This is a genomic window from Amycolatopsis sp. NBC_00355 (assembly GCF_036104975.1).
GTDB lineage: Bacteria > Actinomycetota > Actinomycetes > Mycobacteriales > Pseudonocardiaceae > Amycolatopsis.
In genome coordinates this window covers 1,232,812-1,253,191 of sequence record NZ_CP107982.1, presented here as the reverse complement: position 1 = coordinate 1,253,191, position 20,380 = coordinate 1,232,812, and the positions used below count along the sequence as shown (strand labels likewise).

The 20,380-nt window shown below is 74.6% G+C and carries 1 protein-coding gene; it reads right to left on the bottom strand.

The window, feature by feature from the left end; genetic code table 11:
- Positions 1 to 143: 143 nt before the first annotated feature.
- Entirely contained in the window at positions 144 to 20,357 is a 20,214-nt protein-coding gene (locus OHS18_RS05045; RefSeq protein WP_328616113.1) for a type I polyketide synthase, read from the bottom strand.
- Positions 20,358 to 20,380: the final 23 nt, after the last annotated feature.

The following is a 20,380-nucleotide window of genomic DNA, read 5'->3' as shown; positions in this document are numbered from 1 at the left end:
TAGCGCCACCGCGTCGGCGTTCTCCTCTGGACCGGCGGCGGGCGAACGTCCTTCTTGGCGAGTGAGTCAACCGCACGGCAGACCCGGAAACGTCTAGTTGTTGCCCGTCCCCGGGGCCGCCATCCGGCCTAGACCCGCTGCTCTCAGTCCTGTCCGCCCAGCACGAAGCGGACGAGATCGTCCGCATCCATGTCGCCGATATCGCCGTCGTCGCCGGTCTCCGCCGCGGATTCCTCGTCGTAGGTCCGCTCCGACCGGTCGACCGCCTCCACCAGCAGGTCCATCAGGCCCAGCGAGCGGAGCTGGTCGAACGAGACCGCCGCCAGGAACTTCCGGACGCGGGTCTCCTCCTCGGAGAGCGGACCGTCGTCGAGGTCGCCGAACAGCTCGCTGTGGAGGTGCCCGGCGATGGCGTTCGCGGTCGGGTAGTCGAACACCAGCGTCGACGGCAGCCGGACGCCGGTCCGTTCGGCCAGCACGTTCCGGACCTCGACGGCGGCGAGCGAGTCGACGCCCATCTCCCGGAACGCCTGCGACGGCTCGATGTCCGACCCGTCGCCGTAACCGAGCAGCTCGGCCGCCACCGACCGCACCAGCGTCAGCAGCGCCTCGCGCCGCTCCGCCGGCTCCAGGTGGGCCAGTTCCTCGTGCAGGGTCGCCTCGGCCACGACGGCGTCGCGTTCGACGATCGTGTCCGCGCCGAGTGCCTGCCGGACCTCCGGCAGCTCGCGCAGCAGCGCGCTTTCGCGGGGCAGGGTGAACGTCAGGGCGAAGCGGTTCCAGTCGAAGTCCGCGGCCAGCACGGAGCCCTGGAAGCCCAGGGCCCGGCCGAACGCCGTCATCGCCTCGGCCGGGGCCAGCGGGACCAGCCCGTGGCGCTGCATGTGGTCGAGCATGTCGCCCTGCATCGCCATCCCGGTCTCGCCCCAGAGCCCCCAGCCGAGCGAGGTGCCGCGCAGCCCGCGGCGCACCCGGTCCTCGGCCAGCGCATTCAGGTAGGCGTTGGCCGCGGCGTAGGCGCTCTGCTTGCCGCTGCCGAGCATGCCCGCGACCGATGAGTACAGCACGAAGAAGTCGAGCTCCCGGTCCCCGACCAGCTCGTCGAGCAGCCGCGCTCCGGCCACCTTGGACTTGAGGACGGCTTCGACGTCGTCGAGAGTCAGGGCGACGACGTCGGCGCCGCCCTGCGGGACCCCGGCCGAGTGGACGACACCCCGCAGCGGGTGCTCGTCCGGGATCGCGTCGAGCAGCGCGGCGAGCTGGTCGCGCTCGGCGACGTCGCAGGCCACGACGGACGCCTCGGCGCCCCGCCCGGCCAGCTCCTCGACGAGCTCGGCGGCGCCCGGCGCGTCCGGGCCGCGGCGGCTGGTCAGCACCAGCCGCTTGACGCCGGCGTCGGCGAGCCAGCGCGCCGTCTCCGAACCGAGCGCGCCGGTGCCGCCGGTGATCAGGACGGTGCCGGGCCCGGCCAGGGCCGGGGTGATCACCGGGGTCTCGGCCGCGGTGGTGCGGCGCAGCCGCCGGCCGAGGATCCGGCCGGACCGCAGGCACACCTGGTCCTCGCCGTCGATCCCGGCGAGCACCAGCGGCAGGTTCTTCAGGTCGCCTTCGCTCGGTTCGGCCGTGAGGTCGACCATGCCGCCCCAAGCCGCGGACAGCTCCAGGGCGACGGTGCGGCCGAAGCCCCAGACGGCGGCCTGTTCGACGGTGTCCGCCGCCGCCGGATGGTCCTCGACGCCCAGCGCCTCGCGCGTCAGGCACCACAGCCGGACGCCGGCCGCGAACCGGTCGGACTCCTTGATGAGCGCCTGGACCAGGACGGCGGTGAGGGTCATCCCGGCCGGGGCCGTCGGCGCGCCCGGCAGCGGTTCCGAACGCAGGGCCAGCAGCGAGACGACGCCGTCGAACTCGCCCGGCAGGGCGTCGATCCGGGCCGCGAGGACCGTCGGGTCGGGTTCGGCGACCGGCAGCACCGTGACAGCACCGGGCAGCGCGCCGAGCACCTGCCCGACCCACGACTGGTCCTCGGTGCCCTCCGCGACGACGGCCAGCCACCGGCTCGGCGCCGCCGCTTCCGCCGGCACTTTGAGCGGCGTCCAGTCGATCCGGTACCACCAGCGGTCGATCGCGGCGTCGCTGCGCAGCTTCTCCCGCCAGGACGTCAGCGCGGGCAGGACCGAATCGAGCGCCGTCCGGTCGACGTCCAGCACCGAAGCCAGGGTGTCGACGTCGGCGGCGGCGACCGTGCTCCACAGCCGCGCGTCGGCGGCGCTCTCCCCCGCCTCGGGCGCGGCCTTCGGCTGGGCCTCGGGCCAGTAGTTCTTGCGCTGGAAGGCGTACGTCGGCAGTGGGACACCGGCGGTGACGCCGGCGCGCTCGAAGTGGGCGCGCCAGTCGATGGTGACGCCCTGGGCGTGCGCCCCGGCGACCGCGGTCACCATCCGGCGCCAGTCGCCCTCGCCGGTGCGCAGGGTCTCCTGGAACACCAGCGGCTCGCCGGTGGGGTCCATGGTCTGCTCCAGCGCCATCTTCAGCACCGGGCTCGGGCTGGGTTCGATGAACGCCGCGGTCCCGTCGGCCACCATCGCGGCGGACGCGTCGCCGAACAGCACGGTCTGGCGGATGTTGCGGTACCAGTACCGGGCGTCCAGCTCGGCGGTGTCCAGCAGCCCGCCGGTCACCGAGGAGTAGAACCGCACGGTGCTGCTGCGCGGCGTGATCGGCGCCAGCTGCTCCAGCAGGTCGTCTTCGAGCAGTTCCACCTGCGGCGAGTGCGCGGCGAAGTTCACCCCGACCAGGCGCCAGCGCATCATGCCGGCGGCCGACAGTCGCTTCTCCAACGCGGTCAACGCGCCTTCGTCGCCGGAGACGGTGATCAGCTTCGGCCCGTTGACCGCGGCGATCGAGACTTCGTCACCGAGGTCGGCGAGCAGCTCGCGGACGTCGTCGACCGGCGCCACCACCGACAGCATCACACCGGTGCGGGCGAGCTTCTGCCGGATCAAGCGACTGCGCAGGGCAACTACCCGGGCGCCGTCGGACAGGCTCAGGGCACCGGCGACACAGGCCGCGGCGATCTCACCCTGCGAGTGCCCGACCACGGCGGCCGGCTCGACGCCGAACTCACGCCACAGCGCGGCCAGCGACACCATCACCGCCCACAGCGCGGGCTGGACGATGTCGACCTCTTGCAAGGCCTCGTCGTCCTCCAGGACTTCGAGCAGCGACCAGTCGACGAACTCCGACAGGGCCGCGGCGCACTCGGCCATCGTCCCGGCGAACACCGGCGACGCGGCCAGGAGATCGCGGGCCATCCCGGCCCACTGCGAGCCCTGACCCGGAAAGACGAACGCCGGGGCGCGGGTGCCGAAGGTGCGGCCGGTCACGACGTCCGGGGCGGCCTCACCGGCGGCGACGGCGGCGAGCGCGGCCGTCAGGCCCGCACGGTCCTCGCCGACCAGGACGGCCCGGTGCGGGAACGCCGACCGGCCGGCCAGCGCGCGGCCGATGGTGGCCGCGCCGGCGTGCTCGGGCAGGTGCGCCAGCAGCCGTTCGGCCTGGCCGCGCAGCGCGGCCGACGTCCGGCCCGAGAGCACCCACGGCACGATCGCCGGGGGTGTCTCCGGCACGGGCACGGGCACCGGCGCGGGGGCGGCTTCGAGCACCGTGTGGGCGTTGGTGCCGCTGATGCCGAACGACGACACCGCCGCGCGGCGCACCCGCCCGGCGTCCGGCCACGGCCGGGCCTGCGACAGCACCTCGACGCCGCTGTCCTGCCAGTCCACGTGGGACGACGGGGTGGCGGCGTGCAGGGAGCGCGGGAGGACGCCGTGGCGCATGGCGAGGACCATCTTGATGATCCCGGCCACGCCGGCGGCGGCCTGCGTGTGCCCGATGTTGGACTTGACCGAGCCGATCGGCAGCGGGTTCTCGCGGTCGCGGCCGTAGGTGGCGATGAGCGCCTGCGCCTCGATCGGGTCGCCGAGCTTGGTGCCGGTGCCGTGCGCTTCGATCGCGTCGATGTCCGAAGTGGACAGTCCGGACGCGGCGAGCGCCTGGCGGATCACCCGCTGCTGCGCGGGTCCGTTGGGCGCGGTGAGGCCGTTGGACGCGCCGTCGGAGTTGATCGCCGAGCCGCGGACGACCGCGAGGATCTCGTGGCCGTTGCGCCGCGCGTCGGACATCCGCTCCAGCAGCAGCATCCCGACGCCCTCGGCGAAGCCCAGGCCGTCGGCGTCGTCGGAGAACGCCTTGCAGCGGCCGTCGGTGGCGAGGCCGCGCTGGCGGCTGAACCCGACGAACGTGCCGGGCGTGGCCATCACGGTCGCGCCGCCGGCCAGCGCCAGCCCGCACTCGCCGTTGCGCAGGGCCTGCGCGGCCAGGTGCAGGGTGACCAGCGACGACGAGCACGCCGTATCGACGGTCAGGGTCGGGCCTTCGAAGCCGAAGGTGTAGGCGACCCGGCCCGAGGCGACGCTCGGCGAGCTGCCGTTGCTCTCGTAGCCGTCGGTGTCGGCCATGTGGTTCAGCGTCAGGCCGTAGTCGTTGTACATCACGCCGACGAACACGCCGGTGCGGCTGCCGCGCAGGGTGGCCGGGTCGATCCCGGCGCCCTCGACGGCCTCCCAGCCGGTCTCCAGCAGCAGCCGCTGCTGGGCGTCGGTGGCCAGCGCCTCGCGCGGGTTCATCCCGAAGAACTCCGGGTCGAACTCCCCCGCGTTGTGCAGGAAGCCGCCTTCGCGGGTGTAGGTCGTGCCGGGGTTGTCGGGGTCCGGGTGGTAGAGCGAGGCGATGTCCCAGCCGCGGTTGGCCGGGAACGCGGTGATCGCGTCCCGCTCTTCGGTCAGCAGCTGCCACAGGTCTTCGGGCGAGGAAACCCCGCCCGGGAACCGGCAGCTCATGCCGACGATGACAATCGGGTCGCCCGCCACGGCGGCGGGCACCGGGGTCTCGTCGGTGACCGCGCCGGAGCCGAGCAGCGCTTCGAGGAGGTGCCCGCCGAGCGCGGCGATGGTCGGGTAGTCGAACACCGCGGTGGCGCTGAGCCGGACGCCGGTCGCGCCGTCGAGCCGGTTGCGCAGCTCGAGGGCGGTCAGGGAGTCGAAGCCGAGCTGCTGGAACGTCTGGTCGGCGTCGAGCCCGCCGGTGTCGGCGTGCCCGAGGACCTGGGCGACCTGCGCGGTGATCAGCTCGCGCAGGGCCCGGACGCGCCCGGCTTCGTCGAGCGCGCCGAGGCGGCGGACGAGACCGACCGCGGCCTCACCACCCGCCGCGGCGGCGGACCGGCGCAGCGGGACGCGGATCAGGCCGCGCAGGATCGGCGGGACCTCGCCCATGGCCCGCAGCACGGGCAGATCGAGGTGGACCGGCGCCAGGTCGGGCACGCCGGCGGCCAGGGCCGCGTCGAACAGCCGCGTGCCCAGCTCGGCCGGGATGGCCGGGGTGCCGGCGCGGGCCATCCGCGCGAGGTCGGCGTCGGTCAACGCGCTCGTCATGCCGCTGCCGGCGGCCCACGGGCCCCAGGCGAGCGAGGTGGCCGGCAGGCCTTCGGCGTGACGGCGGCGGGCGAGCGCGTCGAGGAACGCGTTCGCCGCGGCGTAGTTCGCCTGGCCCGCGGTGCCGACGGTGCCGGCGACGGAGGAGAAGACCACGAACGACGTCAGGCCGAGGTCCTTGGTCAGCTCGTGCAGGTTCCACGCGCCCTGGGCCTTCGGCCGCAGCACGCGGTCGAAGCGCTCGGCGGTCAGCGAGTCCAGGACGCCGTCGTCGACGACGCCCGCGCTGTGCACAACGGCGGTCAGCGGGTGCTCGGCGGGGATGCCGGCGAGCAGCGTGGCGAGGGCGTCGCGGTCGGCGACGTCGCACGCGGCGACGGTCGCTTCGGTGCCGTGCGCGGCGAGTTCCGCGACCAGCGCGGTGACCTCGTCGACGTCGCCACCGCTGCGGCTGACCAGCACCAGGCGGCGCATGCCGTGCTCGGAGGCCAGGTGCCGGGCGAAGAGCGCGCCCAGTCCCCCGGTGCCGCCGGTGATCAGGACGGTCCCGTCGGGATCGCCGAAAGCCGCCGCTTTGGCCACGGCGACGCGGGCGAGGCGGCCGCCGTGCACCTTTCCGTCGCGCAGGACGACCTGCGGTTCGTCGGTGCCAAGGGCGGCGACCAGACCGGCCGCGTCGTCGGTGAGGTCGACCAGCGTGATCCGGCCCGGGTGCTCGGCCTGCGCCGAGCGCGCGAGACCCCAGACGGCCGCCGCGGCGGGGTCACTGTCGGTGGCCCCGCGGGTGAGGATGACGAGCCGGGTGTCCCGCAGCCGATCCTCGGCCAGCCACTCCTGCAGGACGGCGAGGGTGCGGGAGGTCAGCGCACGGGCCCACTCGGCCGCGTCGTCGCCCGCGTGATCCAGAAGCGGAAGGACGACCAGGTTCGGTGCAGCCGCGGCGGCCGCTTCGACGTCGGCGAAGACCGTCTCGATTCCGGCCGTGGTCAGGAGTTCTGTCGTGTCGCCCAGGACACCGGCCGTGGCGAAGCCGGACGGCTCCGCGGTCACCGGGGTCCAGGTGAGCCGGTACAGGTGTTCCTGGCCCACCGGGCCGGGACGGGACGCGGTCAGCGGGCGCAGCCGCAGCGACGCGGCCTCCGCGACCGGCTGCCCGGCCGGGTCGGCGACGGCGATCGCGACGCCCGCGCCGGACCGGGAGATCCGGACCCGGACGTTCGCCGCGCCGGTCGCGTGCAGCTGGACGCCTTCCCAGGCGAACGGCAGCTCGGCGGCGCCGCTTTCGTTACCCAGCAAGCCGATCGCGTGCAGGCAGGCGTCGAGCAGGGCCGGGTGCAGGCCGAACGCGCCCGCCTCCCCTGCCTCGTCTCTCGGGAGCGCGACGTCGGCGAAGACGTCGTCGCCGAGCTGCCACGCGGCGGTCAGGCCGCGGAACGCGCCGGTGTAGGCCAGACCGGCGTCGGTGAGGCGCTCGTAGTGGCCGTCGAGGTCGACCTCGACGGCGCCGGCGGGCGGCCACTCCGCGGCGTCGAACGCCGTCGCCGGGCGTGCGGGCCCGAACACGCCCGTGGCGTGCTGGATCCACGCCAGGTCGTCGGCGGTCTCCGGTCGCGAGTGGACGGTGAGCGCGCGACGTCCGTCGCCGGCCGGCTCGGCCACACGCAGCTGCACCTGGACGCCGCCACGCTCGGGCAGGACCAGGGGCGCGGTGAGGGTGAGTTCTTCCAGGCACGGCGTCCCGGCTTCGTCGCCGGCCCGCAGGGCGAGTTCGGCGAAGACCGTGCCGGGCAGCACCACGCTGCCGCCGACGACGTGCCCGGCCAGCCACGGGTGCCCGGACACGGACAGGCGGCTGGTCAGCAGGATCTCGCCCGAACCGGCCGGGCGCACCACGGCGCCGACCATCGGGTGCCCGCCGACGCCGAGGCCCGCGGCCGTGGCGTCACCGCGTGGGGTCGCGCCGCCCTTCGGCCAGAAACGTTCCCGCTGGAACGCGTACGTCGGCAGTGCGGTGCGCCGGCCACCGGCCAGCACCGCGGCCCAGTCGACCCGGACGCCGGTGACGTGCAGGCCACCGAGCCCGGCGAGCGCGGCTCGCGGCTCCGGGGTTTCCTTGCGCAGCAACGGGACCGTGACGACGTCGGACGGGAGGGTCCCGGCGGTCATCGCCGACAGGACGCCGTCCGGGCCGAACTCCGCGAACACGCGGACACCGCGCCCGTGCAGCGCCGTGACGCCGTCGGCGAAGCGGACCGTGCGGCGGACGTTGTCGACCCAGTGGTCCGGACCGACGGCGTCCAGCAGCTCGCCGGTCACCGTCGACATCAGCGGGATCTGCGGCGACGCGTAGGTCAGCGACTCGGCCACCGCGCGGAACTCGTCGAGCATCGGGTCCATCAGCGGCGAGTGGAACGCGTGACTCACCTTGAGCTGTGTCGTCTTCTCGAACTGCGCGGCGACGGCCAGTACGGCTTCTTCGGTGCCCGCGAGCACGACGGCTTCGGGGCCGTTGACCGCCGCGATGGCGACGTCCTCGCCCAAGAGCGGGCGCACTTCTTCTTCGGTAGCCCGCACGGACACCATCGCGCCGCCGGCCGGCAGCGCGCCCATCAGCGAAGCGCGGGCACCGACCAGCGTGCAGGCGTCGGCCAGGGACAGCACACCCGCGACGTGCGCGGCCGCGATCTCCCCCACCGAATGCCCGAGCACGTAGTCCGGCCGCACACCCCACGACTCGAAGAGCCGGTAGAGCGCCACTTCGAGCGCGAACAACGCGGGCTGCGCGGAGGCGGTGCCAGCCAGTGCGCGGGAGTCCTCGCCCCAGACGATCCCGGCCCAGTCGCCGGGCAGCAGCTCGACGACCGCGTCCCAGGCCTGGGCGAACGCGGGGTAGCGGGCGTAGAGCCGGCGGCCCATACCGAGGCGCTGGGCGCCCTGCCCGGCGAACAGGGCGGCGAGCTTCGCCGTCTCGTCCGCCTGGCCGGTGACGACGGCCGGGTGCGGCTCCCCCGCGGCCAGAGCTTCGAGCGCGGCAGTGAGTTCGCCGCGGTGCTCGGACAGCACCACCGCGCGCTGGTCGAACGCGGTCCGGCCGGTCGCGAGGCTGTAGCCCGCGTCGACGCGGTTCACGTCGGCGACGTGCTCGGCGAGCCGGGCGGCCTGCGCCCGCAGCGCGGGTTCGGTGAACGCGGACAGCGGCCACGGCACGACCCCGGCGTCCGGCGGCGCGTCCGGCAGGTTCGTGTCCGGGGCCTGCTCGATGATCGTGTGGGCGTTGGTGCCGCTGATGCCGAACGACGACACCGCCGCGCGGCGCGCCCGGCCGGTCTCCGGCCAGGGGCGGTTCCCGGTGACGACCTCGACGTCGCCGGCGGCCCAGTCGACGTGCGTGGACACCTCGCCGGCGTGCAGGCTCGGCGGGACGACGCCGTGCCGCAGCGCCTCGACCATCTTGATGATCCCGGCGACGCCGGCGGCGGCCTGGGTGTGGCCGATGTTGGACTTGACCGATCCCAGCAGCAGCGGGGTTTCCCGGTCGCGGCCGTAGGTCGCGAGCAGCGCCTGGGCCTCGATCGGGTCGCCCAGCGTGGTCCCGGTGCCGTGGCCTTCGACGACGTCGACGTCCGAAGTGGACAGTCCGGACGCCGCGAGGGCCTGGCGGATCACGCGTTGCTGCGACGGGCCGTTGGGAGCGGTCAGGCCGTTGGACGCGCCGTCGGAGTTGACCGCCGACCCCTTCACCACGGCGAGCACGGGGTGGCCGTTGCGGCGCGCGTCGGACAGGCGCTCCAGCAGCAGCATGCCGGCGCCTTCGGACCAGCCGACGCCGTCGGCGTCGTCGGAGAAGGACTTGCAGCGGCCGTCGGCGGAGAGGCCGCGCTGGCGGGAGAAGCCGACGAACGTGCCCGGGGTGGACATCACGGTGACACCGCCGGCCAGGGCGAGCGTGCACTCGCCGCTGCGCAGGGCCTGCGCCGCCCAGTGCAGGGCGACCAGCGACGAGGAGCACGCCGTGTCCACGGTGACCGCGGGACCTTCGAGGCCCAGCACGTACGAGACGCGGCCGGAGGCGACGCTGCCCGCGCTGCCGTTGCCCTGGTAGGCCTCGAGGTCACCGCCGGAGACGAGGCTGTTGTAGTCGTTGTACATCACGCCGGCGAACACGCCGGTCCGGCTGCCGCGCAGGACACGCGGGTCGATGCCGGCCCGTTCGATCGCCTCCCACGAAACCTCCAGCAGCAGCCGCTGCTGGGTGTCGGTGGCGACGGCTTCGCGCGGGCTCATCCCGAAGAACGCGGCGTCGAACTCGGCGGCGTCGTGCAGGAACCCGCCGTGGCGCGTGTAGGACGTGCCGGGGTGGTCCGGGTCGGGGTCGTAGAGGGAGTCGACGTCCCAGCCGCGGTCGGACGGGAACTCGGTGATGGCGTCGGTGCCGCCGGTGACCAGTTCCCACAGCTGCTCGGGCGTGGTGACGCCACCCGGGTAGCGGCAGCTCATCGCGACGATCGCGATCGGCTCGTCGAGCGTGGCCGCCACGGCGAGTGTGGCGTCCTGGTGGTCGTCGTCCGCGCCGGCCAGCTGGCCGGTCAGGTGCCGGGCCAGCGCGGTCATCGTCGGGTAGTCGAAGACGGTCGTGGCGGGCAGCGCGACGCCGGACGCGGCGGTCAGCTTGTTGCGCAGGTCGACGGCGGTCAGGGAGTCGAACCCGAGCTCCTGGAACGTCTTCGCGGCCGGGATCGCGGCGGCGTCGGCGTGCCCGAGCACCAGGGCGACCTGGCCGCGCACGAGGTCGAGCACGGCCTCGGCCCGCTCGTGTTCGCTCAGCCCGGCCAGGCGGCGCACCAGGCCCGCGGCGGCCGGTCCGCCGCCGGCGAGCCGGCGCCCGGAGACCCGGACCAGGCCGCGCAGCAGCGGCGGGATCTCCGGCTGGGTCCGGATCACCGGCAGGTCGAGGCGCACCGGCAGCAGCACGGCGCGGTCGGTGCTCAGCGCGCGGTCGAACAGCCGGATGCTCTGCTCCGGCTGCAGCACCGGCATGCCGAGCCGGGCCATCCGCTCGATGTCGGCGTCGCTCAGGGCCCGGGTCATCCCGGTCGCGGCGGCCCACGGGCCCCAGCCCAGCGACTGCGCCGGACGTCCTTCGCCGTTGCGGCGCAGGGAGAGCGCGTCGAGGAAGGCGTTGGCGGCGGCGTAGTTGGCCTGCCCGGCGCCACCGAAGGTGCCGGCGACCGACGAGAAGGAGACGAACGCGGCGAGGTCGAGGTCGCGGGTCAGCTCGTGCAGGTTCCAGGCCGCGTCCACCTTGGGGCGCAGCACGGTCGCGAGCCGCTCGGGGGTCAGCGACCCGAGGACGCCGTCGTCGAGCACACCGGCGGTCTGCACGACGGCGGTCAGCGGGTGCTCGGCCGGGATCCCTTCCAGGAGGGCTCGCAGCGCGTCGCGGTCGGCGATGTCGCAGGACCGCACGTCGACGTCGGCGCCGGCCTCGGTGAGGTCGGCGACCAGTTCGGGGGCGCCGTCGGCGGCCAGGCCACGACGGCTGACGAGCAGCAGACGCCGGACGCCGCGCTCGGTGACCAGGTGGCGGGCCAGCAGCCCGCCGAGGCCGCCGGTGCCACCGGTGATCAGAACGGTGCCGTCGGGGTCCCCCAAGCCGTTAAGTTCGTGTGAGGCCGTCGCACTTTCATAGGGAAAGCTCGGCTCCGCGCGGGTGAGGCGGGCCGCGCGCAGGTCGCCGTCGACCAGCGTGACCTGCGGTTCGCCTGTGCCGAGGGCCGAGGGCAGGGCAGCGAGGGACTCGGCCGTGCCGTCGAGGTCGACGAGCACGATCCGGCCCGGGTGCTCGACCTGGGCGGTGCGGGCGAGGCCCCAGACGGCGGCCGCGGGCAGGTCCGCCCCGGTCGTCGCGCCGCGGGTGACGAGCACCAGCCGCGCCGCGGCGAACCGCTCGTCGGCCAGCCAGTCCTGCAGCAGGGCCAGGACGTGGGTGGTCAGTTCGTGCGTTTCCTGGACGACCTCGGCGTTCTCGTCGCCGGCGACCGGATACACGACGAACGGCGGGACGTCGCCGTCGAACGCGAGCGGACCGGAGACGCGCGCCGCGTCCGGGAAGACCCCGGCGACGCCGAGCTGGTCGACACCCGCGACGGCGACCGCGCCGGTCTCGGGAGCGCCCGGGGTGAACGGGATCCAGTCGAGCTGGAACAGGGAGTCCCGGTCGGCGGTGTTGTCGACCGCGCCGGACGGCAGCGGCCGCAGTACCAGCGAGCGCACGGACGCGACGGGGGTGCCGTCGAAGTCGGTGACCTGCAAGGCAACCGCGTCATCCCCGGCGGGCGAGACCCGCACGAGCACCGAGGTCGCGCCGGCCGCGTGCACGGAGACGCCTTCCCACGCGAACGGCAGCGATCCGGGCCGGACGGCGGTGCTGAACGACGTCGCGTGCAGGCAGGCGTCGAGCAGCGCGGGGTGCAGTCCGAACGAGGCCGCGTCGGCGTGCTCGTCCTCGGGTAGCCGGACTTCGGCGTAGACGTCTTCGCCGTGCCGCCACGCGGCGGTCAGGCCGCGGAAGGCCGGGCCGTACTCGAAGCCCTGGTCGGCGAAGCCGTCGTACAGCGCGGTCAGGTCCACGTCGTCCGCGTTGCCGGGGCGGCCGACCGGTTCCGGCGCGGGTTCGGCGGTGCCCTGCAGGGTGCCGCTCGCGTGCCGGGTCCACGGCTGGTCGATGGCGTCTTCGCGACGCGAGTAGACGGTGACCGGCCGGTCGCCCGCCTCGTCGGGCGGGCCGACGGCGACCTGGACGTGGGTGCCGGTCTCGTCGGCCAGCACCAGCGGCGCTTCCAGGGTCAGCTCGCCGACGCCCGGGCAGCCGAGCTGGTCGCCCGCGCAGACCGCGAGTTCGAGCAGCGCGGTGCCGGGCAGCAGGACGGAACCGGCGATGCGGTGCCCGGCCAGCCACGGGTGGGTGGCGAGCGAAACCCGGGCGGTGAACAGGAAGCCGCCCGACTCGGGCAGTTCGATGCCGCCGCCGAGCAGCGGGTGCGTGACGGCGCCGAGGCCGATCGCGCCGACGTCGCCGGGCAGCACGGCCATCCGCGGCCAGAAGCGTTCGTGCTGGAAGGCGTAGGTGGGCAGGGCGAGCTGGCGGCCGCCGACGAAGTAGGCGTCCCAGTCGACGTCGACGCCGTGCCGGTGAAGCGCGCCGAGGGCGTCGACGACCGTCTCGATGTCCTCGCGGTCGCGGCGCAGGGCCGGGACGGCGACGGCTTCGGCGGGCAGGACGGCGGCGGCCATGGCGCTGAGCACGCCGGCCGGGCCGACCTCGAGGAACGCCGTGACGCCGTCGGCGACCAGGGCCGCGACGCCGTCGGCGAACCGGACGGCCTCGCGGACGTGGCGCACCCAGTAGTCGGCGGTGCCCAGCTCGTCGCCGGCGATCGCGCCGGTCAGGTTCGACACCACCGGCACCTCGGCCGGGGCGTACTCGATCGTCTCCGCGATCGCGCGGAAGTCGTCGAGCATCGGGTCCATCAGCGGCGAGTGGAACGCGTGGCTGACCTTGAGCCGGCTGGTCCGGTGGCCGGCCTCGGCGAAGGTCGCGGTGATCTCCGTGACGGCGTCCTCGTCGCCCGACAGGACGACCGACTCCGGCCCGTTGACCGCGGCGATCGACACTCCGGCGCGGCCTTCGATCGCCCCGGCGACCGCCTCTTCGGTCGCGTTGATCGCGACCATCGCACCGGCCGAGGGCAACGCGGCCATCAACCGGCCGCGCGCCGCCACCAGGCGGGACGCGTCGGCGAGGGAGAAGACCCCGGCGACGTGCGCCGCGGCCAGCTCGCCGATCGAGTGGCCGAGCAGCAGGTCCGGCGTGACGCCCCAGGAGCGCAGCAGGCGGTACAGCGCGACCTCGATCGCGAACAGCGCGGGCTGCGCGACGTCCGTGGACTCCAGCGACGCGTCGGCGTCGAACATGCGCTCCCGCAAGGAGAACCCGAGTTCCGGGTCGAGGTGCGCGCAGACGTCCTCGACGGCGGCGGCGAACGCCGGGAACCGCTCGTACAGCTCACGCCCGGCCCCGGCGCGCTGCGCGCCCTGGCCGGTGAACAGGAACGCGGTCCGCGCGCCCGGGGTGGCCGGCGTCGGCACGTCCTCCCCCGCCGCGAGGGCGGTGAGCGCGGCGACCGGGTCGCCGGTGAGCACCGCGCGGTACTCGAACGCGGTGCGGGTGGTGGCCAGTGACCACGCGACGTCCCGGGCGTCGGCGTCGCCGACCGCGGTCAGGAGCCGTTCGGCTTGGGCGCGCAGGGCTTCCGGGGTGCGGGCGGCCAGCAGCCACGGCGCGGGCCGGTCGTCCCGGGTCACCGCGGGCGCCGGTTCGGCGGCCGGGGCCTGCTCCAGCACGACGTGGGCGTTGGTGCCGCTGATGCCGAAAGACGACACGGCGGCCCGGCGTGGGCGGCCGGTCTCCGGCCACGGCCGGGTGTCCGTCACGAGCTGGATGTCGCCGGCCGTCCAGTCCACGTGGGACGACGGCGCGTCGATGTGCAGGCTCTTCGGGACGATGCCGGCGCGCATGGCGAGCACGGACTTGATCACGCCCGCGACGCCGGCGGCGGCCTGGGTGTGGCCGAGGTTGGACTTGACCGAGCCGAGCAGCAGCGGCTGGAACTCGTCGCGTTCCTGGCCGTAGGTGGCCAGCAGGGCCTGGGCTTCGATCGGGTCGCCGAGGGTGGTGCCGGTGCCGTGGCCTTCGACGACGTCCACTTCGGACGGCGTCAGCCCGGCGGCGCCGAGCGCCTGGCGGATGACCCGCTGCTGCGACGGGCCGTTCGGGGCGGTGAGGCCGTTGGACGCGCCGTCGGAGTTGACCGCGGAGCCGCGGACCACGGCGAGCACGGGATGACCGTTGCGGCGTGCGTCGGACAGCCGCTCCAGCACGAGGACGCCGACGCCCTCGGACCAGCCGACGCCGTCGGCACTGTCCGCATAGGACTTGCAGCGGCCGTCGGCGGCGAGGCCGCGCTGGCGGCTGAAGTCGATGAACGTGCCGGGCGTGGCCATCACGGTGACGCCGCCGGCCAGGGCCAGCTCGCACTCGCCGCGTTGCAGGGCGGTCGCCGCCATGTGCAGCGCGACCAGCGAAGACGAGCACGCGGTGTCGACGGTGACCGACGGGCCTTCCAGCCCGAAGACGTAGGAGATGCGGCCGGACAGCACGCTGCCCGCGTTGCCGGTGCCGAGGTACCCGAGCGAGTCGGCCGGGAACTCGACGTTCGCGCCGAGGTAGTCGTGGTACATGATCCCGGCGTAGACGCCGGTCCGGCTGCCGCGCAGGGTGCTCGGCCGGATCCCGGCGCGTTCCAGGGCCTCCCACGACGTCTCCAGCAGCTGGCGCTGCTGCGGGTCCATCGCCAGGGCTTCACGCGGCGAGATGCCGAAGAAGCCGGGGTCGAAGCCCGCGACGTCGTCGAGGAAGCCGCCGTCGCGGGTGTAGCTGGTGCCCGCGTGGTCGGGGTCGGGGTGGTAGATGGCGTCGACGGGCCAGCCGCGGTCGCCGGGGAAGCGCGAGATGCCGTCGCCGTCGCCGACCACGAAGTCCCACAGCTCGTCCGGCGACGTGATGCCGCCTGGGTAGCGGCAGCCCATCGACACGATGACGACGGGGTCGGACTCGACGGCGGCCGCGGTGCGCACCGGCGTCCGGTCGACGGCATCCAGGGAGCCGAGGGAGCCGACGAGTTCGTCGTGCAGGTGGCGGGCCAGGGCGAGGACGGTCGGGTAGTCGAAGACGAGTGTCGCGGGCAGCCGCAGACCGGTCTCGGCCTGCACGGCGTTGCGCAGCTCGACCGCCGACAGCGAGTCGAAACCGAGGTCGGCGAACGACTGGGCGGGTTCGACCTGGCTGATCGAGCTGTACCCGAGCAGGCCGACGACGTGCGTGCGCACCAGGTCGACGAGCGCGCGCTGCCGGTCGGCCGGGGCCAGCGCGGCGAGCCGGGCGGTGAGGCCCGAGTCCGCCTTCGGACGGCGGCGGGCCGAGCCGCGCACCAGGCGTCGCAGCAGCGGCGGGACTTCCGGTGCGCCCGAGAGCGTGTCGAGGTCGAGGCGGACCGGGGCGAGCAGGGCGTCGTCGGCGCCGAGCGCGGCGTCGAACAGGCTCAGCGCCTGGTCGAGGGCGAGCGGGGGCGTGCCGGCGCGGGTCATCCGCTCGATGTCGGCGTCCGCGAGGGTGCCGGCCATGCCGAGATTGCCGCCCTCGGACTCCCAGGGCGCCCACGCGCCCCAAGCCAGCGAGACGGCCGGAAGTCCTTGTGTGCGGCGGTGGTCGGCGAGGGCGTCGAGGAAGGCGTTGGCGGCGGCGTAGTTGCCCTGCCCGGCCGCGCCGAAGACCCCGGCGACGGACGAGAAGAGCACGAACGCCGTGACGCCGGGGCGGTCGGCGGTCAGTTCGTGGAGGTGCCAGGCGGCGTCGACCTTGGGCCGCAGGACGGCGTCGACCTGCTCGCCGGTGAGTGACGGGAAGGTCGCGTCGGCGAGGACACCCGCCGTGTGGACGACGGCCGTGATCTCGTGGTCGGCGAACACCGCGGTCAGAGCGTCGCGGTCGGCGACGTCGCACGCGATCGCCGTGGCGTCGGCGCCCAGTTCGGCGAGGTCGGCGCACAGGCGGTCGGCGCCCGGGGTGTCCGGGCCGCGGCGGCCGAGCAGCAGCAGCCGGCGGACGCCGTGTTCGGTGACGAGGTGCCGGGCGACCTGGCCGCCGAGCCCGCCGAGGCCACCGGTGACGAGCACCGTCGACGTCTCGTCGAACACCGGGGTCGCATCGGTGGTGACGGCGGCGCGCGCGAGCCGGGGCACGCACAGCTTTCCTTCGCGGATGGCGATCTTGGGCTCGCCCAGCGCCACCGCGGCGCTCAGCAGCTCCGCGGACGCGGGGTCGTCGTCCAGCTCGACCAGGGTGATACGGTCCGGCTGCTCGGCCTGGGCCGAGCCCAGCAGACCCCACAGCGGTGCCGTGACGAGGTCGCCGTGGGTCACGACGACCAGCCGGGAGCGGGCGAACCGCTCGTCGGCCAGCCAGTCCTGGACCGTGCGCAGGGCCGTGTGGACGGCTTCCCGGACCGCGTCGGGGGTTTCCCCGTCCGGCACGACCGGGGTGTAGCGGAAGTGGAACGGGATCTCGGTGCCGAAGTCGTCGCCGAGCGCGGGCCAGTCCGCGACGGCGGGGGCCGCACCGGCCGGAACAGAGACCCACTCGACCGTGAAGAGGGATTCATGACGCGCCTTGCGGCTGGTGCTCGCGGCAACCGGCCGCAGGGCGAGCGAATCCACGGTCGCCACGGGCTCGCCGGCGGCGTCGGAGACGTTCAGGGAGACCGAAACCGGGTTGGTCGCGTCGATCCGGACGCGCAGCGCGGACGCGCCGGCGGCGTGCAGGGTGACGCCGGACCACGCGAAGGGCAGCAGGCGGTCCGCGTCCTCGGCCCGGCCCGCCGCGCCCAGCGCGTGCAGGGCGGCGTCGAGCAGCGCGGGGTGCAGGCCGTAGGAGTCGGCGGCGGTCGCCTGACGCGGACGCGAGACTTCGGCGAACACCTCGTCGCCGCGGCGCCAGACGCGTTCCAGGCCCTGGAACGCCGGCCCGTAGCCGAACCCGACGGAGGCGAGGCCGTCGTAGAAGCCGGTGATGTCGATCTCGTCGGCACCGGCGGGCGGCCAGGCCTCCGCGGCCGGGACCGTGACCGGCTCCCCCGGAGCCAGGACGCCGCTGGCGTGGCGCTCCCAGGCCGTGTCCTCGGGTTCGTCGTCGAGTCGCGAGTGGACGGTGATCGGGCGGCGGCCGGCGTGGTCGGCCGCGCCGACGATCAGCTGCAGCCGCACCCCGCCACGCTCCGGCACGACCAGCGGCGCTTCGAGGGTCAGTTCGGCGACCTGCGGGCAGCCGACGCTGTCGCCGGCGCGCACGGCCAGCTCCAGGAACGCCGTGCCCGGCAACAGGATCGAGCCCATGATGACGTGGTCGGCGAGCCACGGCGTGGCCGCCGCGGTGAGCCGGCCGGTGAACAGGTACCCCTCGCCGTCGGCCAGGCCGATCGCGGTGCCGAGCAGCGGGTGCCCGGCCGCGGTGAGGCCGAGGCCGGCCGGGTCGGTGGCCGCCGCGCCCGGCGGCGTCGCCTCGGGCCAGTAACGCTCGTGCTGGAACGCGTAGGTCGGCAGGTCCATCCGCTCGGCGCCGGTGCCGGCGTAGAACCCGGCCCAGTCCACGGGAACCCCGGCGACGTGCAGCGCCGCGACCGCCGTGGCAGCGGTCTGCTCCTCCGGCCGGCCGGACCGCAGCAGCGGGACGCAGCGGACGTCGTCGCTCACGGTCTGCTGGGCCATCGCGCTGAGCACGCCGTCCGGCCCGAGTTCGACGAACCGGGTGACGTCGCGTTCGGCCAGCCACCGGACACCGTCGCCGAAGCGGACGGCTTCGCGGACGTGCGAAACCCAGTACGCCGGGTCCTGCAGTTCACCCGGCGTCGCGACGCGGCCCGTGCGGTTCGAGACGACCGGGATGCGCGCCTCGCCGTAGGTGATCCCCCGAGCTACCGCGGCGAACTCGCCGAGCATCGGCTCCATCAGTGGCGAGTGGAAGGCGTGGCTGACGCGCAGGCGCTTGGTCCGGCGGCCGCGCGCGGTCAGCTCGGCGGCGAGCTCGTCGATGGCGGACTCGTCGCCGGAGAGCACGACGGAGTCCGGGCCGTTGATCGCGGCCAGCGAGACCGCGGCTTCGCGGCCGGCGATCAGTTCGAGGGCCTCGGCTTCAGGGATCTCGGCGGCGAGCATCGCGCCGCCGGCCGGGAGCTCCTGCATGAGCCGGCCGCGGGCCGAGACGAGCACACCGGCGTCCTCGAGGGAGAACACGCCGGCGACGTGGGCCGCGGCGATCTCGCCGACGGAGTGGCCGAGCAGGTAGTCCGGGCGCAGGCCCCACGACTCGGCGAGCCGGAACAACGCGACTTCCAGCGCGAACAGGCCGGCCTGCGCGTACTGGGTGTCGTCGAGGTTCCCGGTGCCGCGGACGACGTCGGTGAGCGCCGGGTCGAGGTGGGCGCACGCGGCGTCCCAGGCCTGGGCGAACACCGGGAACGCCTGGTACAGCTCGGTTCCCATACCGACGCGCTGGGCGCCTTGGCCGGTGAACAAGAACGCGACGGCGCCCGAGGCGGCGACACTGGTGGTGCCGTTCCCGGCGGCGAGAGCGGCCAGACCTCGGCGGAGGTCGTCGAGCCCGGCGCCGGTGACGACCGCGCGGTGCGGCAGCGCGGCCCGGGTGGTGCCGAGCGAGTACGCGAGGTCCAGTGGCGCGACCTCTCCGTCCACAAAGGACAGCAGACGCGCGGCCTGGGCCCGCAGCCCGGCCGCGTTCTTGCCCGCCAGGGGCCAGTTCAGCACGCCCGGGACGCGGACGTCCGGCGAGGACTCCCGCTCGGGGATCGCCGGGGCCTGTTCCAGGATGATGTGGGCGTTGGTGCCGCTGAGGCCGAACGACGAGACGCCGGCGCGGCGCGGACGGCCGGTCTCCGGCCACGCGCGGGTGCCGGTGACCAGGGCCAGACCGCTGGAGTCCCAGTCGAGGGCCGGGGTCGGTGCGTCGACGCCGAGGGTCTCGGGCAGCACGCCGTGCTGCAGGGCGAGCACCATCTTCAGCACGCCGGCGACGCCGGCGGCGGCCTGGGTGTGACCCAGGTTCGACTTCACCGAACCGAGCCACAGCGGCTCGCCGGTGCGGTCGCGCCCGTAGGTGGCGGCCAGGGCGCGGGCCTCGATCGGGTCGCCGAGGGTGGTGCCGGTGCCGTGGGCCTCGACGGCGTCGACGTCGGCCGGGGTGAGCCCGGCACCGGCGAGCGCCGCCCGGATCACGCGTTCCTGCGCCGGTCCGCTCGGGGCGGTCAGGCCGTTGGACGCGCCGTCCTGGTTGACCGCGCTCCCCCGCATGACCGCGAGGATGCGGTGGCCGTTGCGTTCGGCGTCGGACAGCCGTTCCAGGACGAGGACGCCGGCGCCCTCGCCCCAGCCGGTGCCCTCGGCGCCGGCGGCGAACGAGCGGCAGCGGCCGTCGGGTGCGAGGCCGCGCTGGCGGCTGAAGGCGATGAACAACGTCGGGGTGGCCATGATCGTCGCGCCGCCGGCCAGGGCCAGCGAGCAGTCGCCGCGGCGCAGCGCGTGCGCGGCCAGGTGCATCGCGACCAGCGACGCCGAGCACGCGGTGTCGACGGTGATCGCGGGACCCTCGAGGCCGAGTGCGTACGCGACCCGCCCGGACAGCACGCTGGAGGCGTTCGCCGTGGACAGGTAGTCCTCGGCGCCTTCGGCCGCGCTGGCCGCGAGGTGGATGTAGTCCTGGAAGTTCGTGCCGGTGAACACCCCGGTCGACGAGCCGCGCAGCGCGGCCGGGTCGATCCCGGCGCGCTCGATGGCCTCCCACGAGATCTCCAGCATCAGCCGCTGCTGCGGATCCATGACCAGCGCTTCACGCGGCGAGATGCCGAAGAACGCGGGGTCGAAGTCACCCGCGTCGTGCAGGAACCCGCCGTGCCGCACATACGACGTGCCGCGCGTATTCCCTTCGGCGTCGTGCAGCCGGTCGACGTCCCAGCCGCGGTCGTCCGGGAACTCCGTGATCGCGTCGCGGCCGCCGGACAGCAGCTCCCACAGCGCCTCGGGACTCGAGGCCCCGCCGGGGAAGCGGCAGCCCAGGCCGACGATCGCGATCGGCTCCTGCTCCGCCGTCTCGGCTTCGCGCAGCTTTTCGCGGGTCTCCTGCAGTTCCACGGTGACGCGCTTGAGGAAGTGCCGAAGCTTCTCTTCGTTGTCCATGAACCCTCGCCCATCGTGGCTGT